This is a genomic window from Arthrobacter sp. TmtSoilC79 (genome assembly GCF_059739405.1).
Window position 1 is genome coordinate 3,780,440 of the sequence record NZ_AP046051.1, and the last position, 25,895, is coordinate 3,806,334.

Genomic DNA, 25,895 nt, shown 5'->3' on the forward strand with positions numbered 1-25,895 from the left:
GCCGGCGCGGGGGTATGGAAGTTCTCAGGCGTTTACGCGGGGGCGCGATTGTTGTCATGGTCACTCCGTTGGGATAGCCGTCCATTAGAGTGTAGGGAACGTTCCCTACGCGTGGCAACCCCTTTTTCGTTCACTCGGGGAAACAGTAAACGAACAATAAAAGTTCTCATCACCATCAGGAGGCCGCGTGCTGCAAGTGGAATGGATCTCTCCCTCGACACTTACCGAAATCGTCCTACTGGTCCTGGCATTCGTGTTGTCCGCTATCGTCGGCTTGGAGCGTCACCGACAGGTGAAAAGCGCAGGACTCCGCACTCATACGCTCGTCGGGCTCGGTGCAGCCACTTTCACTCTCGTCTCCAGCTATGGCTTTAGTGCCATAATCGGGGCAGATGTTGTCCTCGACCCGTCTCGCATTGCAGCGCAGATCGTGTCCGGCGTCGGCTTCCTCGGCGGTGGCGTCATATTCGTGAAGCAGAACATTGTCAGCGGACTGACGACGGCCGCTTCCATCTGGGTCGTGGCTGCAATAGGCATGGCGTGCGGTGCAGGCATGCCTATCCTCGCAACGTTGGCGACAGCTCTACACCTATGTGCAGTGACAGCACTATCGTGGGTTGGCCGACGCATTCCGGTCGCGGGAACCGGCCGAGAACTGATCGTCACCTACAAGGACGGTCGTGGAGCGCTTAGGGACATATTGACTGAGGCGACAGGCTTGGGTTACGAAGTCGCGCTGAACAGCACTTCCCGGATCGATTCTGTTCCCGGTCCTGATCTAATCGAGGCGCGTATGCGGTTCAATCGCGGCAGGGCACGGATAGATGAGCTGATCGTTCAGCTCCAGGCTGTATCTGGCGTACAGATGGTCCGCGCGGCAAATGACGACAGCGATTGAACCGAGACCTTAGACAAGTCGCCTAACAGTGCGTAAAGCATGAATCTTCACGGCATGGTTGCGCGTGAAAGCCAGCCCGGCTACTTCAGAACAACGAGTCGAACGTGCACCCTCTTCCAGTAAGCGTTGTCTCGAAAAGCTACAGTTTTTCAAGACACGGACGTCATGTCTTTGAGGATCGAAGGAATCGGCGGCGTGCCGGGCCGCCCCGCGTCTTGGAAAGGTGTCTCACCGTAAATCGTCTCAGGCGGGTGCTGACTGAGGGTTTCTGAGGCACAATGGCCGGGTGAGACATCTCGGGTATACGCGTGTGAGTACGTCGAGTCAGGATGCGAAGTTGCAGCTCGACGCGCTCGTCGACGCCGGGGTGCAGAAACGCGACGTGTTCGCCGACCTCACCTCCGGAAGCAAGACGGCTATTGAGCGACCCGGGATGAAGAAGCTCCTCGCGTATGTGGAGCCGGGCGATACCGTCGTCGTGTGGCGGGTGGACAGGCTCGGCCGATCCTTGATCGATGTCTTGAACACGGTGAACCTGCTGCGGGAACGCGGTGTGCACTTGAGGTCCATCTCGGACGGGATTGACCCCACAACAACGTCGGGCCGCCTCATGCTGAACATGCTCGCGACCCTTGCTGAGTACGAACGGGAGTTGATCGTCGAACGGGTCAACGCGGGCATCGCCGCTGCGAGACAGGGCGGAACCCGCTTCGGCCGGCCCTTGTCCGACCCGCTCGTCATCGCCGACAAGCTCGCGATCGCCCAAGACGCTCGCGCGAAGGGACGCACCGCTGAGGACGCGGCCCGACTCGTCGGCTGGAGCCGCGCGACGCTCTACCGCCACCGGCAGGCGGCCGAAGACCTCCGGTCATGAAGCACCAGCTGTCGGCCGAAGACCGCGCGGCACTGCTCCGGCAGCACCTCGACGACGGTGTTCCCCTCGCCAGGATCTCCAGTCAGGCCGGCATCCCCCTCCGCACGCTGCAACGGTGGACGGCAGGATTCCGCGCCGGCGGCTCTGTCGAGGCCCTGGGCCGCCAGCCACGCTCGGACCGCGGGAGCCATTCGCTCCCGCCCCAAATAGAGCGATCGAAGGCTCGCGCTCCGCCACCCGCAAGGGACACCACGGTGGCCGGCCGCCCGTGTTCACCACCGACATGCTGCACACCGAACTCCGCCCCGGCGAGAACGGCGAATCCATCGAGGACATCCGTCCGGACCTGATCAATCCCGCCGGCCAGCGCAAAGGTCACTACCTGATCGCTGCCGCTGGCCGACCGGACCATCACCGGTCAGCGATATCCGCCCGATTTTTCCCGAGAACTACGGCGACCCCTACGTCATAGGTTTTGTCGAGGAACCCCATCAAGGCCCGGGCAACCAAGTGCAGCCCTTCGAAGCGTTCGCCGTGGGTGTCAACGCTGTAGGAGTCCTCCGGAGGGCTGTCCGAACCCCATCTGCTCCCGTATTCGATCGCCTGGCCGTTGATGTCCCGGTACTCGCGTGATGGCAACTCCGGCCGTATGAAAAGCTCAGGAGCTTGCCCCGTGGGAACCGGCCGCAATTCGGCGGGCGCGGGACCGTCCGGCTCTTCGCTGGCCCACTCCATAAGGTGGGCCAGGAGGCCGGCCACCATCTCGTCGTCGGCCTTCCGCAATCCCTCAACCAAGCGGTCCACCGTCACCACCATGCCGCGGTCTCCGACTTCGCGGGAACCGTCCGGCATGATTCTCCAGGATGCTGCCGGGCGCATGGCCGCAATGGCGTTTCCCACGAATATTGTGGCGGCCTCGCTCAAACCCGGTTCAACGGAGATATCGCCGATAGTGGAGCGAAGGAATTCCAGCAACGCTGATATGTCCACGGCAAGCCGGCCGCCGGGGACTCCCTTGCTTCCGCAGAACAGCACGAACGGCGCGTACCCGCCAAGGTGCCTAACCGGGGCTGCTTCCTCCTGCGCCGGCAAGTACCCGGCAGTGCGTCGATTCAGCACGGCCTTGCTGGAAAGCGCTGCCGGCAATGCAGATGCCGGCCCGTCAAAAAGATCCTCGGTATCCCCCATGCGCCCATCCTAGGCCGAGCCCGTAGGTTTGGCCCTGCGTCCGGATTATGGGCACCGGATCAAAGGCTGACTCCCAGCCGGGACATCAACACTGCGACGGCGGCCGCGACTCCTCCGGCCAGCGAACCTTCCAACTCCGGTGCGAAGAACGGCGAATGGTTGACGGGAATTGAGCCGGGGCCTTCGTGCCCGGAGGCAGGGGTACCGCCGAACATCCAAAACACTGACGGGACCCCGATAGCGGTGCCCAAGTGCCCGAAGTCTTCGCTGCCCATCATGGGCGGAGTGATTTCAACTGCCTCAGTCCCCAACGCCAGCCGCAGTGCCTCAACCACGTCAGGGACGGCGTCGGGGTCGTTGAAGCATTGGGGGAAGCGGTACATTTCCTCGATGACCGGCGCCGGCGCCCCGGATGCTGCGGCCTCTGCCTCAATGATTCGGCGAACGGCGGAGAGAACCTGCCCGCGGACGTCGTCGTCGAAGGTGCGGATGTTGAGCGTGAACTCGGCCGAGGCGGGAATGATGTTCTCTTTCAGTCCTGCGTGGAAGGTCCCCACCGTGACGACGGCGGACTTGCGTGGGTCAAGTTCCCGGGAAACTATCCCCTGGAGCCGCGTGACCATGTGCGCGGCCATGACGATGGGATCGATGGAGTCCTGCGGCTGGGATCCATGGGACTGTTGGCCGTGGACCGTCACCCGGAGCGAATCCGCCATGGCGGCTACCGGACCGTTGGAGATCGCGACAGTACCCACAGGCCGGGGCATGACGTGCTGTCCGAACACCACCTCCGGACGCGGTGCTTTGTCCCAAAGCCCATCGTCCAGCATGGCAAGTGCTCCTGCTGCAGTTTCCTCGCCGGGCTGGAAGATGAGTACCAGCGTGCCGGACCAGGACTCCAGGTTGCCAGCGAGGACTTCGGCGGCACCCAGCAGAGACGCAACATGGGTGTCGTGCCCGCAACCATGCATGACGGGCACCACCGTGCCGTCCGGAAGGGTGCCGGTGTCCGTGCTGGCGTAATCCAGCCCCGTGGCTTCCTCGATGGGAAGCCCGTCCGAGTCGGCGCGGAACGCCACTACCGGACCGTCGCCGTTCCGCAGGATGCCCACCACCCCTGTCCCGCCGCACCGGAAGTGCTCGATCCCCAGTTCGTCCAGGTGATCTTCAATCAATCCTGCTGTGGCGAACTCCTGCATGGACAGTTCCGGATGCGCATGCAGGTGCCGGTACAAGGAGTGCAGTTTGGCGGTCTGTTCGGCATCGAGTGGCGTGGCGGTGGCGGTGGCTGTGGCTGTCTGGGTCATTGGCCTGTCTTCCTGGGTGGTTTTTAGGGCTGCTGCGTGTGGCGCTGGAGGGTGCTATTCCATGTGGATCGGCTTCGCTTCGGTGAAGGATGTCTTGCCGCGGAAGAACCACCCCAGCAAGATGGTGCCCAGGACGGCGATGGCGGTGGAGACCATGGCCAGCGCGGGCACCAGCGGCAACACCACGAACACGACCACGGCTGAGACCAGCAGGGCGAATACCGTAGTGCGGGGCTGCTTCAGGGACACGATGGCCTGCACCAGCACCGCGCCAAGGACGGCGGGCAGCACGTATGAACGCGTCACCAGCAGCACCGACGGCGGGATGACGCTGATCAGCCAGCTCCCCAGGAGGCCCACGAAAATGGCGAGCGAAACCAGATGCACTGCTGCGGCACCACAGATAGCGACGACGGCGGCCAGCTCGGCGCGCTTGCTTCCCGGCTTGGCGCCGATGTTGGTTTGGGCGATCAGGGCGGCGGGCAGGAGTTTGTTGGAGATGTTCCCGATCATGAAGGCCTGGTACATCGCTGCAGGGCCAAGGATGGGGTAGTAGGTGAGGGGCTCAACGATCCAGATGATGCCGAAGGTTGCAGCCACTGCGGCGAAAGCGATCCACAGTTGCGCGGGTCCTATATCCAGGCCACTGGCGAAGACGAGAAACAGGGGCCCGGCTACCGAGATCAGCAGGCCGCAGATCATGGTGATCTGGCCCCAGCGGGAGGTGGTGCGGTTGAAATCAGCCATTGTGGAGCTGCTGGTACTGGCAGGAGCGGAAGTGATGGAGGACATGAGGGTGTTCCTTTCGTGCTCAAGAATCAAGGCTTTTGACCGGAAGCGCGATCACGCGGACGGGATCACGCAGGCGGGATCACGCAGGCGGGATCACGCGCCGACGGCGAGGTAGGCGGCTCCCAGCCCGATGACGATGGAGAAACCAAGCCCCCACTCGCGCAGCCAGCTCTTGCCGAGTTTCCTGGCCAGCAGCAGGCACAGGCCCATCACCGCGGCCGAGACCATGAACGACAACACATGGACACCGGATTTGGGGAGCTCGGTGAAGCCCAGGCAAGAGAAAGCTCCAATCAGGGCAGCGGCCGGAACAATGGCCATGGCCGCAGGATTTACCGAGCGGATCTTGGCGTCTCCTTTGCGGAGCAGTGGCGTCAGGATCAGGGTGGCGAGCATCCACATGGCACCGCCAATGCTCATGGCAAAGAAGGCCACGGCGAAGACGCTCTGTGTGTAGCTGGCATCACCGAGCTTGGCCCCCATGGAGCCTGCGGCAATGCCGGCGGCCGATACGTCATAGGCTGCTGAACCGATGAGGCCGATCCTGGAGAGCACTGCGGGAGCACCAAAGAGGCCCAGCAGGGCAATGGCTACGAGCGACACCGCCAAGGAAGGTCCGATCGCGGAGACCGCACCGGAACGGAACGAGGTCTTGATGTCCTGCGGGCTCATCTCTACCGACGGCGCTGCCCGGCGGGCGGCCTTCATGAAGATGACTGACTGGATGATGATGACGCCGAAGACGCCGGCGACGCAGATCCACAGGACGGGATTGTTGGCGACGGACATGATGTCGGTTGATTCGGTGGGCACTTGCAGGGCCGCTTGTTGGGCCAGGAGTCGGTGCATGGAAACCTCCGGTGTGTGCCCCGCAGCACTTCCACCTCCGGACGACGTTGTCCGGCGTGTGGCGCAATGGGGCAAATCCATTCCCACCAGCCGGATCGGCCGTGGGGTTACCAACACCTTTGACTATGAGCCTGATCACCTTCAATAGCTGACGGAATCAGCCTGAATCATGGCCGAATCCGTCATACCCTTGTTTCGCTTCGCATGGGCTTCCGGCAGCGCGGTGTGACGCGGCACACTTCAAGCAGTACACATCCAGCAAAGGAGCACCATGCCCGAGTCCATTGGCGAGCTGTCCGCCGTCGAACTTTCCGCAGCGATCCGCAACAAGAAGATCTCGGCACGCGAAGCCCTGGCCGATCACCTGGAGCGGATTGCCGCGGTCAACCCCGTGGTCAATGCAGTGGTCACCCTGGACGCCGAAAGTGCCCAGGCCTTGGCGCATCGTGCGGACCAGATGACCGCAACGGGAGCAGAGCTGCCGCCGCTTCACGGTGTGCCGATGACCCACAAGGACACCAACAACACCGCTGGAATGCGCACCACGCAGGGCTCGCTCGCCTTGCGCGACTTCGTTCCCGACGCCGATGACCTCATCATCGCGCGGTTGAAGGCGGCCGGCGTGGTCAGTACCGGAAAGTCGAACGTTCCCGAGTTCGGAGCCGGCTCCCACACATTCAACGACCTCTTCGGTACCACCACCAACCCCTACGCGCCCACCCTCAGCGCCGGCGGCAGCAGTGGCGGGGTGGCCGCCGTCGTCGCATCCCGCGTCCAAAGCATCGGCGACGGCAGCGACATGGGCGGCTCGCTCCGCATCCCGGCCTCCTTCTGCAACGTGGTGGGTTTCAGGCCCTCGACGGCGGTGATCCCCATGCCGTCCGACGTCAACGCCTACGCGTGGTTGGGAAGGACTGGCCCCATGGCTCGGAGCGTGGAGGACATCGCTTTGTTCATGTCCGTGACTACGGGCAAGGATTCCCGCGTTCCGCACCCTGCGGTTCTGGAACCGGGCGTTTTCCGGGCAGGGCTCGAGGCGGACATGCGCGGGGTCCGGATCGGCTGGTCCAGGGACTTCGGAATCGGAGTTCCCGTGGATCCCGAAATCCTGGAGCACCTCGAACGGCAACTAAAGGTCTTCGAAGGCCTGGGCGCAATCGTGGAAGAAGCCACCCCCGATTTCAGCGAGGCAGACCTCGTGTTCGGCAATACCCGGGCCATGGACTTCGCCGCAGGGCTGGGACCGATCCTGGAACGCGCCGGAGACGTCATCAAGCCCGAGGTGCATTGGAACGTCCGGAAGGGCTTCGATCTCACTGCCCGGGACCTGATTGAGACCGCGGCGGCCCGAACACGGCTGGAACAAAGCGTCCAGTCATTCTTTGGGCAGTACCACCTCTTCGCCAGCCCGTGCGCCCAGGTCCTCCCCTTCGATGCCTCGCAGCGGTACCCGGCGGACATTGCCGGGGTGCCTTCCGAAACGTATCTGGACTGGATGCGCTCGGCCTGCCTGTTGTCGGCAACGGGGCTGCCTGTGCTTAGCGTGCCGGCAGGCTTTGGACCTTCCGGCCTCCCCATCGGGCTGCAACTGGCCACCAACCACTACACGGACATGCAGTTGCTCCGGTATGGCCGCGCCTTCGAACAGCAGACCGGCTACGCCGCCGTCGCACCCGTTGTTACCCCGGCCCGGGAGCCACTGACTACCGTGAACGCATAACCCGGCCGCCGCGTTTTCCAGCGTCCAGCAGGATGGAAACATCAACCGTGACAGCATGCTGTGCCCACTCGGAGTCGGTGATGAAGCGGTAGAGGGCGGCCATGTCCTCCACCGTCACATCCGCCATGATCTGGTAGTCGCCGGCAATGGCCGCTGCATAGCGGACGGTGGGCAGCTCGGCCAAGCTCCGGCCCACTTGTTCGACATGTTGGGGAGAAGCCCGGACCCACAGCAATGCCTCGACGTCCAGCCCAAAGGATGCGGGCTCGACGATCGCGCGCAGGTGAACCTGGTTGTTGGCCAGGAGCCAGTCGGTGCGGCGGCGGGCTGTCGCTTCCGAAACGCCGACCCGCCGGCCCAACGCTTCAAAACTCATCCGACCATCAGCGCAGAGGGCGTCCACGATCTCGTGGTCCTGACGGCTGAGATCCTGCCGCGCCACCAGGCTTCCTGAGTCCGGCGTGAGGCTCGAGCGGAGCGCCTCCGCCTTGTCATTGCCGAGGATTTCCGGCCGCCAGCCGCGAATGGTGCGGAAGTACCGGAGCACAGGGTAGCTGGTGGAGTCACGCAGGCCGATGGTGGCGGGCAACCCGTCAGAGAGGACGTCGCCCATGCGTGAAGGTTCCGTAAGGATCTCCGCCACGCAATCCCCGGCACCGGTGGTGGTGTATACGAAGGTGGTGTCCAGCCGTTGGCACAGGGCATGGCTTGCCGCCCGCACCGTACCGGGCAGGCAGCGCATCTGCACCAGGACCACGGCCGGCTGGGGCCGGATACCCACCACCGCGACGGCACCGGACTCCAAAAGCTGTGACCCACGGCGGGCGACAGTTCGCTCCGCCTCGCCCAGGACGGCTGCCATTTTCCGCCAGGGGCAGCGGGGATCAAGTTGGAGCGCAGCAACGATCTGCCGTTCCAGGGCGTCAAAGACCACCATGCAAGTTCCGTCCTTCGTGGGCTGGGTTTGCTCAATTTCACCACGGACTTTGGTGCGGTGCGTCACGACGCCGAGTGCCGGCGTCGTGCGTTAACGGCAAGTGCCCCGCCCCCGGCGAGGGGGACGGGGCACTGATGACCAGGCTTCGGCTCTAGGCGAAGTCGGAGACTGCCGGGTCGGGTCCAATGCGTCCTTCGGCACCGCGGTCAAGACCGTTGATGGCCTCGATGTCCGTGGCGTCCAGCGTGACATTGAGCGCCGCGAAGTTCTCCTGGATGCGGGACTCGGTGACGGACTTGGGAATGACCACGTTGCCGATGGCCAGGTGCCAGGCGATGACCACCTGGGCGGGGGTTGCCTGGTGCTTGGCGGCAATCTCAGCAACCGTGGCGCTTTCGAGCAGCTCGCCACCCTGTCCCAGCGGGGACCAGGCCTGGGTCAGGATGCCCTTGGACGCGTTGAATTCGCGAAGCTCGGCCTGGTTGAAGAAGGGGTGAAGCTCCACTTGGTTGATGGCCGGAACAACGCCGGTTTCATCGATGATGTGCTGCAGGCCTTCCTTGGTGAAGTTGGAGACACCGATGGACTTGACCCGGCCGCGCTTCTTGAGCTCGATGAGGGCCTTCCAGGTGTCAACGTACTTTTCCTGCTTGGGCTGCTGCCAGTGGATCAGGTACAGGTCCAGCGTCTCGAGGCCGAGGCGGTCCATGGACTCCTCGAAGGCAGCCAGGGTGGATTCGTAGCCTTGGTCGGCGTTCCACAGCTTGGTGGTAATGAAGATGTCCTCGGCTGAGAGGCCGGAGGAAGCAATGGCGCGGCCGACGCCTGCCTCGTTGCCGTAGATCTTGGCGGTATCGATGTGGCGGAACCCGGCGTCGAACGCTTGGCGTACTACCTTTTCGGCTACATCGTCTTCAACTTGCCACACCCCGTAGCCGAGCTGGGGGATGGTGTTGCCGTCGTTGAAAGTAAGTGTTGGTGACGAAGTCATGTTTGCCATCCTGCCAGCAAGAAGCTCCCAAAAGCTCGGTTTGTTACGCATATAAGCTATGCGCTTAACTTCTTGCACCTGAGGAATATCGGCGCACGCGTGTAGTTGCGCACGCGCTGCTTATTTCTCCGGCCTACTCCGCAGCGAGCAGACGCTCCGCATCAGCAACCTGCTCGAAAACTGACTCCGCACGCCGCCGGACGGAGAGCGCACCCACTGGAACAGGCCCCACCGCCAACCTCAACATGGCAGCAGCCTCGGCAGTGGTGGCGAGGGAATTTCCGGCTTTCGACAACGCCCGGTGTACTCCCGCCAGAGCCCCGGGGACATCCAGCCCATCACTGGGCGAGCGCCTCTGCGCCTCCACGCAAATGGTCCTGACACGGGGCGACAACTCCGCGAGTTCGTTCGCGATCTGCACCAACTCGTTGTAGAGCTGGTCGTCATCGACGCCCTCGAGGACCTGGTGGTACCGATCCAGGCCACGGTGGAAACGGTCGTGCGCGCGGCGCCACAACCCCTTGCCAAGCTCCAGATCGTCTTTTCGTCCTTGGCGGACTGCCCCAAAGAAACCCACCTGGGAACTCAGAGGTACTGACCCGGACCGTGATCGGGGTCTTCCGGCCGGCCGTGCTGGGGAGCAGCACCGGGAGCTCCCGGGGCAGCGGCGCGCTGCGGCTGGCCATTCTCGCCGATGACGATTCCCGGAGCAATCATGGTCCCCGGCGGGAGCTGACGAAGCTGCATCTGTGCCGCGGCATGTTCCTTGGCAGCCTGCTGGGCCGCGATCGCCGCTTGAATGCCGTGGAACAAGCCCTCCAACCAGCCAACCAGTTGTGCCTGGGCGATACGCAGCTCAGCATCCGAAGGCGCCTTTTCATCAGGGAAAGGCAAGCTGATGCGCTCCAGCTCCTCAATAAGTTCGGGCGCGAGCCCGTCCTCGAGTTCCTTGATGGAGCGCTCGTGGATTTCGGCGAGGCGCCCACGGGCAGCGTCATCCAAAGGAGCGGCCTTAACTTCCTCCAAGAGCTGGCGGACCATGGTCCCGATCCTCATGACCTTGGCCGGCTCATCAACAAGTTCGTGAAGATTCCCACCCTTGGGCTTGGCAGTCTTCCCGGACTCTCCCCCGCCCGATTGCTGCGCAGGGGACGTCTCAAGGCCCTCTTCCAGCATGGTTCCCTCCACGGGGGTGTCATCCGAAGCGTCATCCGTGGGCTGAATGTTGTTCAGATCGCTCATTCGTTCATACTCTCATGGGGTTCCCCGGAACCGCCGTCCGGTCCCTCAATTTGGACTTCGTTCGTAGCGAAACCTGGTTTCCGCTCAGCAGCACCGCCCCTGGGGGTTGCTGTCCTGCCGGTCCATGCGGTCCCGCCAGAACTCACGCTCCGTCATGGCGGGACCGGCATGGCCACTGGCGTTGAAGTGTTCAAGGTACTTCCGGTACGCATCCGCCCCCATGAGTGAGCCCATGTAGGCAGCGAACCCGCGGAGCCCTTTGGCCACGGCCTTCATCAGTGGTGTCCGGCTGGTTGCGTTCGCTTCTCCGCAGGCAGGGCATTCCACTCGGCCAGCAGTGCCTTCTCCGCGGCTGTGGGAATCAAGCCCGCGGGCGCATACACCTTGGAGGGCACGGCGGGGTCTTCATGGTCCTGTCCGCCACCGGCACGAATGGCCTTGACGGTTGCCAGCAGGGCCGCCACGATCACGATGATGCTCAGGGTCACGAAGATGACCGACAACACGCCCTGGATCATGGTGTTCCGGACCACCGCCTCCATGGCGGCCACGGTCTTGGCGGTGCCAAACTCCGTCTTGCCATCAGCCAGGGCCTTGGAGAACGCCTGGTTGTTGGCGAAGTAACCGACTGCCGGAACCGGCGAGAAGATCTTGTGGAAGCTGGCCGTGATGGTCACCACTGCGGCAAAGGCCAGCGGCACAGCAACGATCCACAACCACTTGAACACTCCCCTCTTGGCCGTGATGGCCATGCACACGGCCAAAGCGATTGCGGCCAGGAGCTGGTTGGCAATCCCGAACAGCGGGAACAAGGTGTTGATGCCGCCCAGCGGATCCGTCACGCCCATGATCAGCACCGCGCCCCAGGCTGCCACCATGATGGCGGTGCACAGCCAGGCACCGGGACGCCAGGAGGCTTCCTTGAACTTGGGAACAAAGTTGCCGATGGAGTCCTGCAGCATGAAGCGGGCAACACGCGTGCCGGCGTCCACTGCGGTGAGGATGAACAACGCTTCGAACATGATGGCGAAGTGGTACCAGAAGGCCATCATGCCGGGCCCGCCGATGAACTGCTGCATGATGTGCGCCAGGCCCACCGCCAAGGTGGGTGCGCCGCCGGAACGGGAGATAATGCTTTCCTCGCCCACGTCCTTGGCTGTCTGGGCCAGGACGTCGGGAGTGATGTTCACGTTGGCCAGGCCGAGGCTGTTCACCCATTGCGCCGCGGATTCGACCGTTCCGCCGGTGAGCGCAAGGGGTGCGTTCATGGCGAAATAGATGCCACGGTCGATCGAAATGGCAGCCACCAGGGCCATGATGGCCACGAAGGATTCCATCAGCATGCCGCCGTAGCCAATGAAACGGGTCTGCCGTTCCTTCTCGATCAACTTGGGCGTGGTGCCGGAAGAAATGAGGGCGTGGAAGCCTGACAAGGCACCACAGGCGATGGTGACGAACAGGAACGGGAAGAGCGCACCGGAGAAGACCGGACCGTTCTCGCGGCTGGCGAACTCGCTGAACGCCGGGACGTTGATTTCGGGCCGCACCACGATGATGGCGAGGGCGAGCATCACGATCACGCCGATCTTCATGAAGGTGGAGAGGTAATCACGCGGCGCCAGGAGCAGCCAGACCGGCAAGATGGCGGCAATGAAGCCGTAAACGATGATGCCCCAGGCGATGGTGACCTTGTCCAGGTGGAAGAAGGCCGCACCCCATTCGGTTCCGGCCACTGCCCCGCCGCCAATGATGGCAGCCATGAGCAGGACAAAGCCGATGATGGACACTTCCATCACCTTGCCGGGCCGGATGAAGCGCAGGTAGACACCCATGAACAGCGCGATGGGGATGGTCATCCCCACGGAGAAGACGCCCCAGGGGCTCTCTCCCAAGGCGTTGACCACCACAAGCGCCAGGATGGCCACAATGATGATCATGATCAGCAGCGTGGCTACCAGGGCCGCCGTTCCGCCAATGACGCCCAGCTCTTCACGTGCCATCTGGCCGAGGGAACGGCCGCCGCGGCGCATGGAGAAGAACATGACCAGGTAGTCCTGGACTGCGCCGGCAAGAACGACGCCGATGATGATCCAGATAGTGCCTGGCAGGTACCCCATCTGGGCTGCGATGACGGGTCCCACCAGCGGACCTGCGCCGGCAATGGCGGCGAAGTGGTGACCAAAGAGCACGTTGCGGTCAGTGCGGACGTAGTCCTTGCCATCGGCCTTGTATTCGGCAGGAGTGGCGCGCCGGTCATCGGGCTTGAGCAAGTAGCGCTCAATGACCTTGGAATAGAACCGGTAGCCGATCAGGTAGGTGCATACCGCGGCGAAAACGAACCAGATCGCATTCACGGTTTCGCCCCGGACCAGCGCCAGCATGAACCATGCCACCGCACCCAGCAACGAAATTGCTATCCACAGCCCGATTTTGGCCGGAGTCCAGTTCCGCTCTTCGGCCTCCCGTGCGGCGTCGTCAACGGCCGGCGAAGGAAGTGTGGGGTCCAGTCCTTCCGCGGGTCCGGTCTTGTCAGGAACCTTGGCCATATCTCCTCCTTGAGAACCACTGCGCTGCCGTGGCACGGGCGCGTGTCACGGGCAAGCTAGCAATGAGGTACCCCTTGGAGGGACAAAACCCACCGGAACACCGATGCTGTTGCGACGAGCGGTATCCCTGGTGCGACGAACGGTCCTTAGCTGGCGCCGGACTCCCCCGGACGTCCTTGGGCCTGCACCATGCGCGCCTCGCACAGGTCCAGCCAGCGCACTTCGGCTTCGGCCTGGAAAATCAACGAGTCGAGGACCAGGAGTCCGGCAGTATCCACAGCGCGCTGATTGGTGGTCACTGACTTCCTCGCTTGCGTATGCTCCTGCAGCGCCCTGACGGAGACCTCCCGCTGGGACTGGATCACAGCGGATGTATCAACACCAGGCAAGGTCACGGCAAGGGCCAGCTTGATGGCCACCTCGTTTCGCGCTGGAGTGCCGCGCTCCACGGCGCCTGCAAACCAAGCCACCACTTCCTCAGCCCCGGCGTCAGTGATGCTGTAGATGACGTGGCCACCGCCGTCGTCGCCGTCTTTACTGACCAGGCCATCGCGCTCAAGGCGGTCCAGGGTGGTGTAGACCTGCCCGATGTTCAGCGGCCAGGCGGCGCCGGTCCGGTCTTCGAATTCGACCCTGAGCTCATAGCCGTACCGGGGCTGGTCCTGGAGCAGGGCCAGCAGGCTGTGCCGGATGGACATAAAGCTCCTCGCTGCGGATTGGACGGACAGGTCAGAGAAGCAGCAGGACCTTGCCCACATGCTCACCGGAATCAAAATACCGGTGGGCTTCACGGACTTGGTCCAGCGGGAAGGACTTGGCTACCAGGGGCTTGATCCTGCCATCGGTGAGCATCGGCCACACGGACTCGCGGACGGCGGACATGATGATGCCCTTTTCCGCCACCGAGCGCGGCCGAAGCGCTGTGCCAATCACCGCAGCACGCTTGCTGAGGAGTTGTCCAAGGTTGATCTCGGCCGTGGTCCCGCCCTGGAGGCCGATGACGATGAGCCGGCCGTAGTCGGCGAGCGCCTCAATGTTCTGCTGGAGGTACTTGGCACCCACGACGTCGAGGATCACGTCCGCGCCTTTGCCCCCGTTTTGTGCCTTAAGGCTTTGGGCGAAGTCCTCTTCGGTGTAGTTGATGGCGATGTCCGCACCCAGGAAAGCCTTGGCGGTTCCCACCTTCTCGTCCGTTCCAGCGGTGGTGGCCACTGTTGCGCCGTACGCTTTGGCCAACTGGATGGCCATGGTGCCGATGCCTCCGGTGGCACCGTGGATGAGTACCGTCTCCCCGGGCTGCAGCTGAGCGGTCATGATGAGGTTTGAGTAAACGGTGGCGGCCACTTCGGGCAGGGCAGCGGCAGTAATCAGGTCCACGCCCTCGGGAATTCGCAGCACTTGCTCAGCGGGAACGGCCACCTGCTGGGCGTAGCCACCGCCGGAGAGCAGCGCCACGACCTTGTCTCCCACGGAGAATGCCTTGGTGACTCCGGGTCCAAAGGCTGCGATGCGTCCGGAGACTTCAAGGCCGGGGATCTCCGAAGCTCCCGGTGGCGGCGGATAGAAGCCGCGCCGCTGCTGGACATCGGCACGGTTCAGGCCGGCAGCGACGACGTCGATGAGCACCTCGCCGGTGCCCGGCACCGGCGCAGGGACCTCGCGGATTTCGAGGACTTCGGGCCCGCCTGGCTCTGGGATGTAGACGGCTTTCATGACGAACTCCCGGTTTCTTGCTGGTCCTCGGGCCCCCGGGGCAGGGGTTGGAGGACGTGATGTTTTGGAACAGCCAACTCCCTATGAAACACTACTAGGCGAGGAAGGTTGTCCGAGCGGCCTAAGGAGCTGGTCTTGAAAACCAGTGTGCGGTAACCCCGCACCAAGGGTTCAAATCCCTTACCTTCCGCCAAGACCGAGCATTTATGCAGGTCAGAGGCCGGTTGAGTCGATCTGAGTGGATTGATTCAACCGGCCTTCTGCGATCCTCAAGGTAAATTTGTGGCCGATCCGTGGCCGCTGGTTTTCCTCCCAGCGTTTCGCGGAATGAGTGCGGCGCGCTTGTCTGCCGCCTCTTCCCCCACGCCAGGGAGTAAGTGACCGTAGGAATCCACGGTCAGTTTGATGGTGGAGTGACGGAGCACCTTGGACACGATGGCGATATCGACACCGGCCGCGATCATCAACGATGCGGTGCCATGTCGCAGATCATGTAGGCGCACCCTCCTCACGGGCCGCAGTGCGCTGTCGGGCTTTCGCGAATCGGTTGGGACCAGGATGCCTCCCTGAAGGTCTTCGAAGTGGCGGGAGACCCCGTTGGGCACGAGCGGGTTTCCGTCCTCCTTTGCGAACACCAGCCCATGGTCTACATATGCGTCGCCCCATTGAGCGCGCTCGTCGCCTTGGCGCAGTTGCTCCCCAAGTAGAACGGCCACTGTGCTGGCGTCCAGATGAACAATGGCAGAGCTGTCTTCTGTCTTAGGGCTGTCAAACTTCAACCCGCCATGGACAACGCCGCAATAGGGACACGGAACCTCGGACGCGCTCCGGTTTACTTGGACGATCTGCTGCCGGATGGTTAGCGTCCGCTTAACCAGGTCCACGTCATCCCAGCGGAGGCCGATGCCCTCGCCACGCCGGAGCCCACAGTACGCGACGACGTGAAACAGGCCAATTAGGCGATCCTCCTGGTTTCCATCGAGGAACGCGCCTATCTCCGCAGGCTCCCAGGGGTGCACTTTCCGCCTAGTCTCTTTTGGCATCTGCAGATCACGGGCGGGATTCCACGTCAGCAAGCGCTCCTTCACTGCAGATGCCAAGGCCGTACGCAATGTAGAGCGGACCCTATGGACCATGGCAGCACTTCGGCCAACAGCCACGACGTCCAGCATGGAGTAGACGTGCTCCGGGCGCAGCTCTCGCAGCTTGTAGTGGCCAAGTTCCGGCTTTAGATACTTCTCTAGGTGAGTCCGGTAAGTGTCGGCAGTAGTGGCCTTCAGTGCCAGAGATTTACGCGCCAGCCACCTGTCAAGATACTCGGACACGGTTTGCCTACCATCATCAGTCCAAGTTCCGGCGTTCACCTCAGAAATCTTGCGACTGAGCGCTTCCTCAGCGTCTTCTTTGGTTGCGAAGCCACCGGCGGACGGTCGTCGGCGCTTTTGTGATTGCGGATCCAGTCCAGCGTCCAGGCGATAGGACCAGGTGCCATGCTTTTTCTTGCAGGCCAGAACCTGCCCCGCAGCGTTTCGCTTTAGGTCGGAGGGTGGGCATGGGCAGCGCTTAAAGACCGATCCCTTCACAGCTGGTCCTCGAGGATCGCATGAAGGGTGGACTTGATGCTTTCCATCGATGAGCGGGCTTCATCGTCCCAGGAAGCAAAAGCTTGATTATTCAGGCGCCGCGAATAAGCCTCAACTTCAAAGTCCTCGCGGAGGGGATACATTTCCACGCGGAGTTCGCGAAGCGTGCTGTATCGCCTGTGCAGATCTGCGAGCTTCGAAGCTATCTGCATTAGTGTGCTCTTCTGCCTCGCAGTGGGTGGCGTAGATTCGTCAACTTTGTCCAGTAAGGATATGAGGTCGTCCAAGATATTGAACGACCGTTCGGCTTCGCGCCTTTCATGCAGCGATATCCAGGCGTCCTTCGAAGAGTCCGTGAGCCGGTCATCCTCAAGTCGGAAGGTGCTCGCCCAAGGATCGGCGTTGAACCAGTTGACGAACTCATAGACCTTTCCGGCCTGGCCTGGGAGGCCTTCGATGTCGGCAGTGGGCGTTTGAGCCGGGAAAGCCAGGTAGACGGGCGGGATTTTCAGGGCATGGGCGAAGATCAGGAGCTCAGCGACCGTAACGGTGTTCCGCTTGCCGGTCTCGATACCGGTGATGATGTTGCGCGTTATGTTGACCCCCGAACCGAAGGCGTTACAAAGCGACGCCAGTTCCTCTGCGGATAAGCCTGCGCGCTTTCGCATGAACTGCAGCTGTTTGCCAACCGAACGATGGAAATTTGCAGGCCACTCACCATGTGTCATATCGGCACAATACCAAACTTCGGCGTGTCAGTGTGTGCCGTTTTGAATCTTGTAGGTGCTACGCTGTTTCTATCGTTCCGATTTGGAGCGAAACGCAGTGACAAGAGGAGTTATGTTCTGATATGACACAAAATATGAGTGTTGCCCCCACTGAACCGAGGGACATGCCCCTTACCCTCTCGGTTTGGCCAGACGCTGCCAGAGCTCTCGGAATTGGCCGCGCTACAGCATATGACCTGATCAAGCGGGGTGAGTTTCCAGTCCGGGTTCTTCGATTGGGGCGAAAGTTTCGGGTCAGTCGGGCAGACCTGCTTTCATACCTCGGGGAAACGCAACCATGAGCTCATCAGCCAAGGTCCAGCAGGTGCCACTTAAAACAAACGACCGTGACGCTCTCGCCAAAGAACACGTCACGGCCCTAGAACCAACCACTACCAAGTAGGAGATTCACTATGCAGACTATCAAAACCCTCACGCTCTTGCAGAACAATTCAGGCAGCATCCCTACCGACTTCTATGACGAGGACGAGCGCAGCCTGTGGCTCCGTGAAATCGAATCTGCCGCCCATCATTGGCAGGTGCGTCAGATGACGGAGTGGTTGGCTAGGCCGATCGGGCGCAAGGTCACTCCCGGAGATGAGGTGCATAGAGTCATCTGCGCTGTTCAGATTATCCGGGAGCAGGTGCCCGCATATTCCATCAACAGGCTGGCGGCGGAAGCCGGGATCCCGCGATCCACGCTCAAAGACAGGCTGAACGGCAATAGTGTGCTGACCGTGAAGGACGTCTTCCTGATTGCCAGGGCCCTGGACGTCAGCGCAGTGGACATCCTCCAACTCTCAGCTAAGGGGACCAAATGAGCACGCCACCGGTCGGATATGTTTTGGCAGAAGGATGCGCTGATCATTGGGTCGGACCCGAGGTGATGAACCGAGGATGGATCATCACTCCCGCGTGGAATGCGACCACAGATACCCATTCTGTCGAGTTCTGGGCTGCTAATCATGAGCCGCCAGACTACGCCAACCTCTCACTTGCAGATGCCGTGCAATTGGCCGCGGATCTTGCTGCCACAGCTGCGGCTGTGCTTGCCGCAGGATCAACGGGCACTACTACTGTCGAAGGGACGAACTGATGCTCAGAGTTGAAATTGACGCCGTGTTGGGGAAGCTTGAATTGCTCGGAGCTCGAAAGTTCACGGACGCTCAGGCCGATGCCTGGTTTGAAATCCTCGGGCAGCACGCCCCCGACGATGCCATGGACGCTGTGTTGAAGTTTCATTCCAAACCCTTCAAGCGCCCCGCCTATCCCGGGGACATCAAGTCTTTGATCGAAGAGGTGGAAGACATTCGTCTTCGCCGGTGCGGCACGGTGGAGGCCAACGAAGCCGACCTTGACGGGGCCGGTCGAAGGGCAGCCAACGCACGTCTACGCACTCTGATCGCGACCGGCCAGTGGTCGGCCACGGACTACCGGGAGTACCGCCGATCCAAGCTTTCAACTGACGGGTTCATGTCAGAGAGGGGAGCGCTGCCTGTTGGCTAGGGACCGTGCAAATATTCGTGTGGATCTGTGGGCGGACGGTGACTGGCGCGGCCTTTCAATGGGCGCTCAGCATCTTTACCAGCAGATCCTTACGCACCCGACCTTGAACTATGCCGGTGTGGCTGACTGGCGGCCTGGGCGGCTTGCCGCACTCACCAAGGACCGGTCAGCGGCCGATGTGCGGCGGGATGCTTGCGAGCTGGCTGAAGCCCACTTCATTCACGCTGACGACACCACTGAGGAGGTGCTTGTGCGCTCTTTCGCTCGCCACGACGGAGTAATCAGGCACCCTCGCCTTCATGTCACTATGGCGAACGCATTCGCCGGGATCGCCTCGGCGGACATCAAGGAGTTCTTCGCCTTCGAGATCCAGAAGCTTTACAAGGAGCAGCCGGAATTGGCTCTCTGGAACCACCCAAAGGTGCAGACCATCCTCAAGTCCAAGGCAACGGACATGAAAGGCATGACACAAGGGGTTAGGCAAGAGGTTGCCATAGCTTTTGGAAGCTCTACGGCTAAACCTTTGGCAAAGGATTCGAATAGCGTTTCCATGCGTACAGCTACTGCTACTGCTACATCTTCTAAAGAAGATACTCCTTCGTCGGAGATTTCTGACGAAATCCCGCGACCCGAAGTTGAGGAACTTCTTGATCTCCTTGATTCCTGCTTGGTGGCTAACGGATCCAAGAAGCCCTCGAGGAACAAGAAGAACCGCGACGCAGCTCGGCTGCTGCTCGACCGGGACGGTTACAAGGTCGAGCAGGTCGTTTGGATGATCCGATGGGCTACGGCTGACGAATTCTGGCGGGCCAACATCCTGTCCATGTCCAAGCTCCGCGAGAAGTTTGATCAGCTCAAGCTCAAGGCGGGAGTCGCTACCACGACACCATTGGCCGGGTTCCACGGAGAGATCGACGTCGAAGCCATCTTGGGCCGAGACGTGTGGACGCCCGGGACCCCGCCTGAAGGTATGGATGTCGCCGGCGAGATTGCTTGGAAAAAGGAGCAGCGGAACTTACACAACGCCGAACGGCTGGCCGAGGCCAAGCAGAAACTGGGGATCTCATGACGAACGACGTGAAACTGCGGCAGGACATCGACGCTGAGCGTGCAGTCATCGGCGCCGTGCTTCTGGATCAGCGAACCCTGGACGAAGTCGAACTGAAAGCAGAGGACTTCTACCTTCCACAGCATGAGCATCTCTGGCACATGATCCTGACGGAATCGAGGGCCGGGCGACCTGCCTCAGCGCTGGCCATGTCCCAAAAGCTTGTGTCTAACCCAATCGTCGGCATGGAGCCGACGTACCTGCATCAGTGTTTGGAGGTTGCGCCCGTCCGCTCGGCAGCGGCCCACTACGCGAGCATCATCACGGGGACTGCCAGGCTTCGAAGGTTGGCAGAGGTTGGCCGGAAGCTGCAGCAGATGTCTGACACTGCGGGTTGGGACGAAGCGGAGGCTGCGCTGGACCAGGCCCGCGTGGCCCTGGATGCCGCAGCCAACGAAGCAACAGGCATCAGAGTCCGGACGTTCTCGGCGGCGCTGGAGGATGCCGTGAATCTTTGGTCGGCGCCCCAGGGTAAGAGTTACCCCACTGGGTGGTCTGAGCTCGATCACAAGTTCAACGGCGGATGGCACCCAGGGCAACTGACCGTCATGGGCGCTCGTCCAGCGGTTGGCAAGTCCTTGGTCGCAGGTTGCGCGGCTGTGGCGGCCGCGAAGTACGGCGCCGGGTTCTTCTCACTCGAGATGAAAGAACACGAAGTCGTAGGCCGTATGGCCGCTGCCTCCGAAGGAATTGACCTCCACAAGATCAACTCACACAGCCTCGGGGACGCTGACTGGGCGAAGATCGCACGCCTAACGACGAAAGCCGCGGACTGGCCGGTCTACATCGAAGAGGCCTCCCGAATCACCATGGCGCAAATACGGGCCACGGTCCGCACATGGGTTCGTCGGCAGCCGGTCCCCCTGATCATCATCGACTACCTGCAGCTATGCGCCCCAGCAGATCCAAGGGACATGCGCGAACGCCAAGTGTCCCGGATCGCTGAGGACTGCAAGCACCTCGCAAAGGAATTCGATACCCACGTTCTGGCCCTCGCCCAAGTCAACCGCGGATCCACTCAGCGGGCGGATACGCGCCCCACAATGGCCGACCTCCGAGAGTCCGGCGGTATCGAAGCCCACGCCGACAACATCATCCTTCTCCATCGAGACGACCAAGAGATGGAAGGCGAGCTCGAACTCATCATCGAAAAGAACCGCCACGGCCAAACAGGCAAGATACGTCTCGCCTGGCGCCCACACTTCGCCTCAGTCAACAGTATGTCCCTCGGCCCCAACGACTACCGCTACGGAATGGAAGCATCTTGAACATCGATACTCTCAACGACAACGTTCACCGTCTGACCCGGGAACACCGTGCCATCCACATCGATAGCGAGACCGGTGCGAAGTCGTTCCCGACCGAGCTGAGCCTCTTCGATCAGCTCCGGCAGGAAATCCAATCCGGCCGGCGTGCAAACGGCGGTGGTGGAGGTTCGGGATCCCGTTCACCCATCGCAATCCCCGCATTCAGTCTCTGGTCCGAAATCCGCGAAATCCTCGCAACCATGCACATCGCCACAACAGGCAAGGATGAGCCCACGCTCAGCCCGGAAAGCAAGCTCCAAAAGTGGGCTGTGTGGACGCAGCTCGACAACAGTGGGCAAGCTGCAAGGAAATGCCTCGAGAACACCACCAAGTGGATGCTCGCCATTCAGCAGATGCTGAACCCCGTCCGGCGCACGGAAATTGTCGGAGCTTGCCCCCAGGCTGACTGCGGAGCCACCCACGCATGGACCTGGGACGAAGACGAATACGTCCGCAACACCGCCATCACCGCAACTGGAACTGAGGCCCAGTGCGGGGCTTGCGGAGCGACATGGGTGGGCATCGAACTGCACGAACTCGCATTCCAACTCAGGAAGGACGCAGCATGACCCCGAATCTTCCGGAACCAATCTACAAAGCTGGGCTAACCCGTTGGGAGGAGCCCCGCGATATGCAAGCCGGCGCGAGAGCACCCCAGGTCCCTGACGACCCCGGGCCAATCCACGCAGTTCGTCCCACAACCAGAGAGCTGACAATGCTTGGCCCTTCCTTCTTGGAAGACACGTACAACTACCGGGCAGCACTCTGCGGCGCCAGAGTAAAAGTCGTCATGCCAAACTCCTTCAAACCAACCGAAACGGGAGCCTGCCAGGATTGCGTTGAAGAGGCCAGCAAACCGGTACCAAGCAAGTTCGTACACCCCAAGGGCGGGATCACCACCGCGTTCACCGACCGCTGGAACCCAGCGCGATGGCGCCGGCTCAGCCGGAAGCGACAAGGGAAATGACACGCTTGTAAGTAAGCCGTTTATTTAATACACTGGTGCCACAGCCCACAGCTGTAACCAAATCCTTTCAGAAGCCCCGGACGCTGACCGCTCCGGGGCTTCTGCTTTTTCGCTCAGACTGCCGCTTGAGTTCGACCTGTCGTGGGCGTGGGAGGGCATCAGCCAACACGCGCCGGGTCCCACAAGTCAGGCTCGATTCGATTGACTCTTGTTTTGTAAGCGATTTCAGGACGCCAAAGAGGAGCACGAACATGGCAGTGGACAAATTCCCGGCGGTGCGCGTAAAGGCAACCGGCGAGGTTGGGCGAATCTCGGAGAAGAGCGGCGCGACATTCTTCATGCACACCCATATTGAGTACAACGCGACATCAGTCTGGGTCTTTTTCGAAGAGACGGGAGAGTTTCGCGTTTACCGCAAAGATTCTCTTGAGTACCTGACTGAGTAAGAACGCCGCAGTCCAGCGAAACGGACACCGCCGCTCGTCGTGACGACGCCGGCAACACGGGGAATTAGCTCAACTGGAAGAGCAACGGTCCTGCAAACCGTAGGTTGCGAGTTCGAATCTCGCATTCTCCACGGAAGCTCCATAGCTTCTGAATGAGGTGTTCCCTCAACACAGCGTGCGCCCGTCAACGGCATCACTTCGAACCGAAGGTTGAACCGGGCGCCTCTCGGATGTGCCTGCAATGGGACCTCCTGCGGGCGCACGCAACACCCACACAGCATCCCCAAGAACACTTGATGGTCAGCCCAACAGGGGCCCACCGGAACTGGTACGGGGCAAAGACCTTGGAACGTCCGGCCCGTTGTGGATCCCCGGCAAGCCAAGGCACCACAACCGGCCACCGTCTCAGGCAAACCGGAAGCACAACCAGAGACCCTGCCCCAGAGCTGACGGATGGGTAAGACCGCAGCAACGCTGGGCGGCGGTTCGGTGCACCTGCCGCCGTCTGGCACCAATGCCAGGAGGTGGACAACCTTGAGCTCCCCACGTGATGGCCGCGGACACCGCGCCTACCGACGCAAGCAAGCCGCACTCAAACGTAAAGGGCTGGACTGCACATGGTGTGGCAAGCCTATCGACTACACACTCCCCAAGACAGACGCCATGTCATTCACAGCTGACCACCCAGACGCAGTGAACAACGGCGGACACCTGTACAAGCAAGACCTCAAACCAATGCACCGCAGCTGCAACTCAAAGAAGAGCGACAGTGCAGCACCCATCATCAGACCAGCACAGTAGGAGCACACCATGGCAGCAGCCCAGTACCGCAAGAAGCCCGTTGTCATCGAAGCTATGCAGTGGGACGGCAGCGCAGAAAGTGCCACACCCATCATCGACTGGGCACTTGACTCAGACGGCGCTGCAATCCGCTACCACGAACACCTCATGGACGGCGACCTCATCGGCCATCCAGATCCATACCTTTGGGTGGACACACTCGAAGGCCGCATGATCGCGAACCCTGGTGACTGGATCATCAAGGGCGTGAATGGAGAGTTCTACCCGTGCAAGCCTGACATCTTCGAGAAGACCTACGAAGGGGTGGGGGTAGGCCCCCAAGCCTGATCTCCTGCCCACCTCCCGCCTGGTCTGGGCATTTTTTCCTGCACACCAAATCAGGCACTTCACACCAATTCAGCCTTCACACCAATTGGAGGTGTTCGGATGCCGCGCCCACCAGCTCCGTGCGGTTCCTACACCGCCTACAAGAGGCACCTTCGCAAGGGTGAGCCCGTGGATGAGGCTTGCCGGCGAGCTTCCGATGAGCGGGTAGCTGAACAGGCCGCATCTCGGCGGTGGGATAAGCCGCAAGAGTCCGAGCCCACGCCAGTCGATGAGTTTGAGGGCTGGGAAGACTTCGATTCGGAGCGCAGGGATAAGCCTGAAACTCCACCGGCCCATCGCACTCGGGCTGAACGCCTCCAGTGGGGATTGTCCCTTGTGGAAGCTGCGATGGCGCATGTTGCCGATGACGATCCAGCCAAGCTGGCGCCGCTGTCCAAGCGTCATTCTGAGCTGCTGGCTGAAATTGAGTCGCTTGCAGGTCCTGCCGCGGCTAAGGAGGTTGACCCGTTTGATGAGTTCTTCAACGGTGACCTTTCAAATGTTGCCCGGTTCCCAACGTCCTCGGATCGAGAAGCGTCCTGAGGCGATTGGCACTCTTGGTCCGAAGGTGACTCAGTTCGCCAGGTTGTGTGGCGTCGTCCTGGATGAGTGGCAGTCATATGTGATTGACGGCTTGTTCGCTGTTGATGAGGCGAATGAGTGGGCCGCGACCGAGTTTGGTGCTCTGGTTGCTCGTCAGAACGGCAAGGGCGAGATCCTTGTCGCGTATGACCTCGCGCACTTGTTCTTGTTCCCGCGCTTGGACCGCCGGCGTAAGTCCATTCTGCACACGGCGCACGAGTTCAAGACGGCCATGGACGGCTTCGACCGTCTCCGGGGTGTCATTGAGTCTGTACCGCGCCTGAATGACCGTGTTGAGCAGATTTACCGGGGAAATACCGCTGAGATCCTGCTGAAGCGTGCGCCAGGGCAGAAGAGCTTGGGTAACCGCATCAAGTTTGTGGCGCGGTCGAAGAACTCCGGCCGTGGCTTCTCCGCTGATGTGATCGTGTATGACGAGGCCCAGGAACTGAGTGTTCCGGCCCGCAATGCGCTGACTTACACCCAGTCGGCTGTCCCGAACCGTCAGGAGCTCTACACCGGGACCGTCCCTGAAGAGGGATTGAATGATTCCGAGGTGTTTGAGGGTGTCCGCGACCGTGGGCGTTCATCGGAGCCGAACAGGACGGGCTGGGCGGAGTGGTCGCCAGAGGGTTCGGAGGATCCGGACCTTGCTGAGCTCATTGATTTGGGTAGTGAGAAGGTTTGGGCTGACTCGAACCCAGCCAAGGACATTCGTATCCGTACGGAGACCATCGCTGAGCAGCATGACCGTGACAAGAGCCTGAACAAGCAGGACTTCGCCCGTGAGCGTTGCAGCGTGTGGCCCAACCGGCGCCCGGTGCAGGACGTCAGCCATAACGAGGTCAGCCTGCCGACGTGGAAGGCTTCCGCTGACGCTGAGGCGTCCTTGGGTGACCGTCCGGTCTTGGCCGTGGCTCTGGGGCGCGGTGGAGGTTATGCAACCATCGCGGCGGCTTCTCGCGCTGGCCAGAAGATCTTTGTCGAGACTCTGGACACCCGCATGCAGACGCTTTGGGTGCCATCCGCGCTGAAAGAGCTTGTTGATTCCCTCGGCCCGGCCCTTGTGGTGCTGGATGAGAAGAACTGCGCGCCGATTCTCACAGACCTGACTGCCGCTGGCATCAAGTACATGGCCGTGAACGCCGGTGAAGTTGCTGGCGCGTTCGGCCTGATGGTCGAGTCCATCAACCAATCGCTCGTGGTCCACCGCGGCCAGGACGACCTCTACCAGTCCCTGAAGAACGCGACCACCCGCCCACTGGTGGGTGGCCAGACGTGGGACCAGTCAGACCCCTCGGAACCCATCACGCAGATCCAGTCCGGCACTCTGGCGCACTGGGGCGTGAAGAAGTCCGAATCCAGCCCGGCGAAAGAAGAAGCCGTCATTACAGGAATCAGGTGA

General features: G+C 61.6%; 31 protein-coding genes, 2 tRNA genes and 1 pseudogene. 19 read left to right on the forward strand and 15 right to left on the reverse strand.

Features of this window, described 5'->3' with window-relative positions:
• Nucleotides 1-187 precede the first annotated feature (187 nt).
• The 3 genes from AC6JA3_RS17220 to AC6JA3_RS17230 all read left to right on the forward strand — a co-directional run bounded on the left by AC6JA3_RS17220 (nucleotide 188) and on the right by AC6JA3_RS17230 (nucleotide 2,122).
• Entirely contained in the window at nucleotides 188-898 is a 711-nt protein-coding gene (locus AC6JA3_RS17220; protein WP_051420826.1) for an MgtC/SapB family protein, read from the forward strand.
• A 286-nt stretch (nucleotides 899-1,184) separates the two neighbouring features.
• On the forward strand, nucleotides 1,185-1,772 hold the full coding sequence (locus AC6JA3_RS17225; RefSeq protein ID WP_347781851.1) for a recombinase family protein: 588 nt from the start codon (nucleotides 1,185-1,187) through the stop codon (nucleotides 1,770-1,772).
• Nucleotides 1,769-2,122 (forward strand): helix-turn-helix domain-containing protein, encoded by a 354-nt coding sequence (locus AC6JA3_RS17230; RefSeq protein WP_081733555.1) that lies wholly within the window; start codon nucleotides 1,769-1,771, stop codon nucleotides 2,120-2,122. The genes AC6JA3_RS17225 and AC6JA3_RS17230 overlap by 4 nt, the downstream gene beginning before the upstream one ends.
• A 61-nt stretch (nucleotides 2,123-2,183) precedes the next feature.
• Here the strand turns inward: AC6JA3_RS17230 and AC6JA3_RS17235 are convergent, their stop codons facing one another.
• The 4 genes from AC6JA3_RS17235 to AC6JA3_RS17250 all read right to left on the reverse strand — a co-directional run bounded on the left by AC6JA3_RS17235 (nucleotide 2,184) and on the right by AC6JA3_RS17250 (nucleotide 5,908).
• The gene (locus AC6JA3_RS17235) at nucleotides 2,184-2,960 is read right to left on the reverse strand and encodes a DUF6226 family protein (protein WP_497920357.1); all 777 of its coding nucleotides are present in this window, start codon (nucleotides 2,958-2,960) and stop codon (nucleotides 2,184-2,186) included.
• Nucleotides 2,961-3,019: 59 nt separating this feature from the next.
• Nucleotides 3,020-4,267, reverse strand: a complete 1,248-nt coding sequence (locus AC6JA3_RS17240; protein WP_026547037.1) for an amidohydrolase — start codon at nucleotides 4,265-4,267, stop codon at nucleotides 3,020-3,022.
• A 54-nt stretch (nucleotides 4,268-4,321) separates the two neighbouring features.
• Nucleotides 4,322-5,059, reverse strand: coding sequence for a hypothetical protein (locus AC6JA3_RS17245; protein ID WP_497920358.1), 738 nt, complete (start codon nucleotides 5,057-5,059; stop codon nucleotides 4,322-4,324).
• 93 nt (nucleotides 5,060-5,152) lie between these two features.
• Nucleotides 5,153-5,908, reverse strand: a complete 756-nt coding sequence (locus tag AC6JA3_RS17250) for a DUF5058 family protein (RefSeq protein WP_035761132.1) — start codon at nucleotides 5,906-5,908, stop codon at nucleotides 5,153-5,155.
• Here AC6JA3_RS17250 and AC6JA3_RS17255 point away from each other — a divergent pair.
• Both AC6JA3_RS17255 and AC6JA3_RS17260 read left to right on the forward strand, forming a co-directional pair.
• Nucleotides 5,907-6,056, forward strand: a complete 150-nt coding sequence (locus AC6JA3_RS17255) for a hypothetical protein (RefSeq protein ID WP_175493464.1) — start codon at nucleotides 5,907-5,909, stop codon at nucleotides 6,054-6,056. The two genes, AC6JA3_RS17250 and AC6JA3_RS17255, sit on opposite strands and share 2 nt — an antisense overlap.
• Before the next feature lie 123 nt (nucleotides 6,057-6,179).
• Nucleotides 6,180-7,628: an amidase family protein gene (locus AC6JA3_RS17260; RefSeq protein WP_497920359.1), complete on the forward strand. Its 1,449-nt coding sequence runs from the start codon at nucleotides 6,180-6,182 to the stop codon at nucleotides 7,626-7,628.
• On the opposite strand, the gene AC6JA3_RS17265 is transcribed toward AC6JA3_RS17260, so the two are convergent.
• The 8 genes from AC6JA3_RS17265 to AC6JA3_RS17300 all read right to left on the reverse strand — a co-directional run bounded on the left by AC6JA3_RS17265 (nucleotide 7,612) and on the right by AC6JA3_RS17300 (nucleotide 15,057).
• Nucleotides 7,612-8,565: an Lrp/AsnC family transcriptional regulator gene (locus tag AC6JA3_RS17265; RefSeq protein WP_026542185.1), complete on the reverse strand. Its 954-nt coding sequence runs from the start codon at nucleotides 8,563-8,565 to the stop codon at nucleotides 7,612-7,614. The genes AC6JA3_RS17260 and AC6JA3_RS17265 overlap by 17 nt on opposite strands.
• A 151-nt stretch (nucleotides 8,566-8,716) precedes the next feature.
• Nucleotides 8,717-9,556 carry an aldo/keto reductase gene (locus AC6JA3_RS17270; RefSeq protein WP_026542186.1) on the reverse strand — a complete coding sequence of 280 codons (840 nt, stop codon included), beginning with the start codon at nucleotides 9,554-9,556 and terminating at the stop codon, nucleotides 8,717-8,719.
• A 133-nt stretch (nucleotides 9,557-9,689) separates the two neighbouring features.
• Nucleotides 9,690-10,133: a hypothetical protein gene (locus AC6JA3_RS17275; RefSeq protein ID WP_026542187.1), complete on the reverse strand. Its 444-nt coding sequence runs from the start codon at nucleotides 10,131-10,133 to the stop codon at nucleotides 9,690-9,692.
• Between the two features lie 8 nt (nucleotides 10,134-10,141).
• Nucleotides 10,142-10,798: a bacterial proteasome activator family protein gene (locus tag AC6JA3_RS17280; protein ID WP_026542188.1), complete on the reverse strand. Its 657-nt coding sequence runs from the start codon at nucleotides 10,796-10,798 to the stop codon at nucleotides 10,142-10,144.
• A gap of 84 nt (nucleotides 10,799-10,882) precedes the next feature.
• Nucleotides 10,883-11,074, reverse strand: coding sequence for a YbdD/YjiX family protein (locus tag AC6JA3_RS17285; protein WP_347781856.1), 192 nt, complete (start codon nucleotides 11,072-11,074; stop codon nucleotides 10,883-10,885).
• Nucleotides 11,074-13,344, reverse strand: a complete 2,271-nt coding sequence (locus AC6JA3_RS17290) for a carbon starvation CstA family protein (protein ID WP_497920360.1) — start codon at nucleotides 13,342-13,344, stop codon at nucleotides 11,074-11,076. Before AC6JA3_RS17290 ends, AC6JA3_RS17285 begins: the two co-directional genes overlap by 1 nt.
• A 146-nt stretch (nucleotides 13,345-13,490) precedes the next feature.
• Nucleotides 13,491-14,042 carry a PadR family transcriptional regulator gene (locus tag AC6JA3_RS17295; protein WP_091552834.1) on the reverse strand — a complete coding sequence of 184 codons (552 nt, stop codon included), beginning with the start codon at nucleotides 14,040-14,042 and terminating at the stop codon, nucleotides 13,491-13,493.
• 31 nt (nucleotides 14,043-14,073) lie between these two features.
• Nucleotides 14,074-15,057, reverse strand: a complete 984-nt coding sequence (locus tag AC6JA3_RS17300) for an NAD(P)H-quinone oxidoreductase (protein WP_497920361.1) — start codon at nucleotides 15,055-15,057, stop codon at nucleotides 14,074-14,076.
• A gap of 102 nt (nucleotides 15,058-15,159) precedes the next feature.
• Between AC6JA3_RS17300 and AC6JA3_RS17305 the strand changes: the two genes are divergently transcribed.
• Nucleotides 15,160-15,250 (forward strand) — tRNA-Ser (locus tag AC6JA3_RS17305).
• Between the two features lie 76 nt (nucleotides 15,251-15,326).
• Here AC6JA3_RS17305 and AC6JA3_RS17310 read toward each other — a convergent pair.
• The 3 genes and pseudogenes from AC6JA3_RS17310 to AC6JA3_RS17320 form a co-directional block, all read right to left on the reverse strand.
• Nucleotides 15,327-16,382, reverse strand: a complete 1,056-nt coding sequence (locus AC6JA3_RS17310) for a tyrosine-type recombinase/integrase (RefSeq protein WP_497920647.1) — start codon at nucleotides 16,380-16,382, stop codon at nucleotides 15,327-15,329.
• A gap of 60 nt (nucleotides 16,383-16,442) precedes the next feature.
• Nucleotides 16,443-16,640: pseudogene (locus AC6JA3_RS17315) on the reverse strand (Arm DNA-binding domain-containing protein); the annotation flags it as partial.
• Entirely contained in the window at nucleotides 16,637-17,308 is a 672-nt protein-coding gene (locus AC6JA3_RS17320; RefSeq protein ID WP_497920362.1) for a helix-turn-helix domain-containing protein, read from the reverse strand. The gene AC6JA3_RS17320 and the pseudogene AC6JA3_RS17315, both read right to left, overlap by 4 nt.
• Nucleotides 17,309-17,532: 224 nt before the next feature.
• Here AC6JA3_RS17320 and AC6JA3_RS17325 point away from each other — a divergent pair, with 224 nt between their 5' ends.
• From AC6JA3_RS17325 to AC6JA3_RS17385, 13 genes are all read left to right on the forward strand, one after another.
• Nucleotides 17,533-17,709, forward strand: coding sequence for a helix-turn-helix domain-containing protein (locus tag AC6JA3_RS17325; protein ID WP_497920648.1), 177 nt, complete (start codon nucleotides 17,533-17,535; stop codon nucleotides 17,707-17,709).
• A gap of 111 nt (nucleotides 17,710-17,820) precedes the next feature.
• Nucleotides 17,821-18,228, forward strand: a complete 408-nt coding sequence (locus AC6JA3_RS17330; RefSeq protein ID WP_497920363.1) for a helix-turn-helix domain-containing protein — start codon at nucleotides 17,821-17,823, stop codon at nucleotides 18,226-18,228.
• The gene (locus tag AC6JA3_RS17335; RefSeq protein WP_497920364.1) at nucleotides 18,225-18,503 is read left to right on the forward strand and encodes a hypothetical protein; all 279 of its coding nucleotides are present in this window, start codon (nucleotides 18,225-18,227) and stop codon (nucleotides 18,501-18,503) included. Before AC6JA3_RS17330 ends, AC6JA3_RS17335 begins: the two co-directional genes overlap by 4 nt.
• On the forward strand, nucleotides 18,503-18,913 hold the full coding sequence (locus AC6JA3_RS17340; protein ID WP_497920365.1) for a hypothetical protein: 411 nt from the start codon (nucleotides 18,503-18,505) through the stop codon (nucleotides 18,911-18,913). Before AC6JA3_RS17335 ends, AC6JA3_RS17340 begins: the two co-directional genes overlap by 1 nt.
• On the forward strand, nucleotides 18,906-19,982 hold the full coding sequence (locus AC6JA3_RS17345; RefSeq protein ID WP_497920366.1) for a phage replication protein O: 1,077 nt from the start codon (nucleotides 18,906-18,908) through the stop codon (nucleotides 19,980-19,982). Before AC6JA3_RS17340 ends, AC6JA3_RS17345 begins: the two co-directional genes overlap by 8 nt.
• Entirely contained in the window at nucleotides 19,979-21,289 is a 1,311-nt protein-coding gene (locus tag AC6JA3_RS17350; protein WP_497920367.1) for a replicative DNA helicase, read from the forward strand. The genes AC6JA3_RS17345 and AC6JA3_RS17350 overlap by 4 nt, the downstream gene beginning before the upstream one ends.
• Nucleotides 21,286-21,897 (forward strand): DUF7341 domain-containing protein, encoded by a 612-nt coding sequence (locus AC6JA3_RS17355; RefSeq protein ID WP_497920368.1) that lies wholly within the window; start codon nucleotides 21,286-21,288, stop codon nucleotides 21,895-21,897. The genes AC6JA3_RS17350 and AC6JA3_RS17355 overlap by 4 nt, the downstream gene beginning before the upstream one ends.
• Before the next feature lie 649 nt (nucleotides 21,898-22,546).
• The gene (locus AC6JA3_RS17360) at nucleotides 22,547-22,741 is read left to right on the forward strand and encodes a hypothetical protein (RefSeq protein WP_497920369.1); all 195 of its coding nucleotides are present in this window, start codon (nucleotides 22,547-22,549) and stop codon (nucleotides 22,739-22,741) included.
• 58 nt (nucleotides 22,742-22,799) lie between these two features.
• A tRNA-Ala gene (locus AC6JA3_RS17365) sits at nucleotides 22,800-22,872 on the forward strand.
• Nucleotides 22,873-23,194: 322 nt separating this feature from the next.
• Nucleotides 23,195-23,542, forward strand: a complete 348-nt coding sequence (locus AC6JA3_RS17370) for an HNH endonuclease (protein WP_497920370.1) — start codon at nucleotides 23,195-23,197, stop codon at nucleotides 23,540-23,542.
• 9 nt (nucleotides 23,543-23,551) lie between these two features.
• On the forward strand, nucleotides 23,552-23,869 hold the full coding sequence (locus tag AC6JA3_RS17375; RefSeq protein ID WP_497920371.1) for a hypothetical protein: 318 nt from the start codon (nucleotides 23,552-23,554) through the stop codon (nucleotides 23,867-23,869).
• Nucleotides 23,870-23,968: 99 nt separating this feature from the next.
• Nucleotides 23,969-24,451, forward strand: coding sequence for a hypothetical protein (locus AC6JA3_RS17380; RefSeq protein ID WP_497920372.1), 483 nt, complete (start codon nucleotides 23,969-23,971; stop codon nucleotides 24,449-24,451).
• A gap of 25 nt (nucleotides 24,452-24,476) precedes the next feature.
• Nucleotides 24,477-25,895: a terminase large subunit domain-containing protein gene (locus AC6JA3_RS17385; protein ID WP_497920373.1), complete on the forward strand. Its 1,419-nt coding sequence runs from the start codon at nucleotides 24,477-24,479 to the stop codon at nucleotides 25,893-25,895.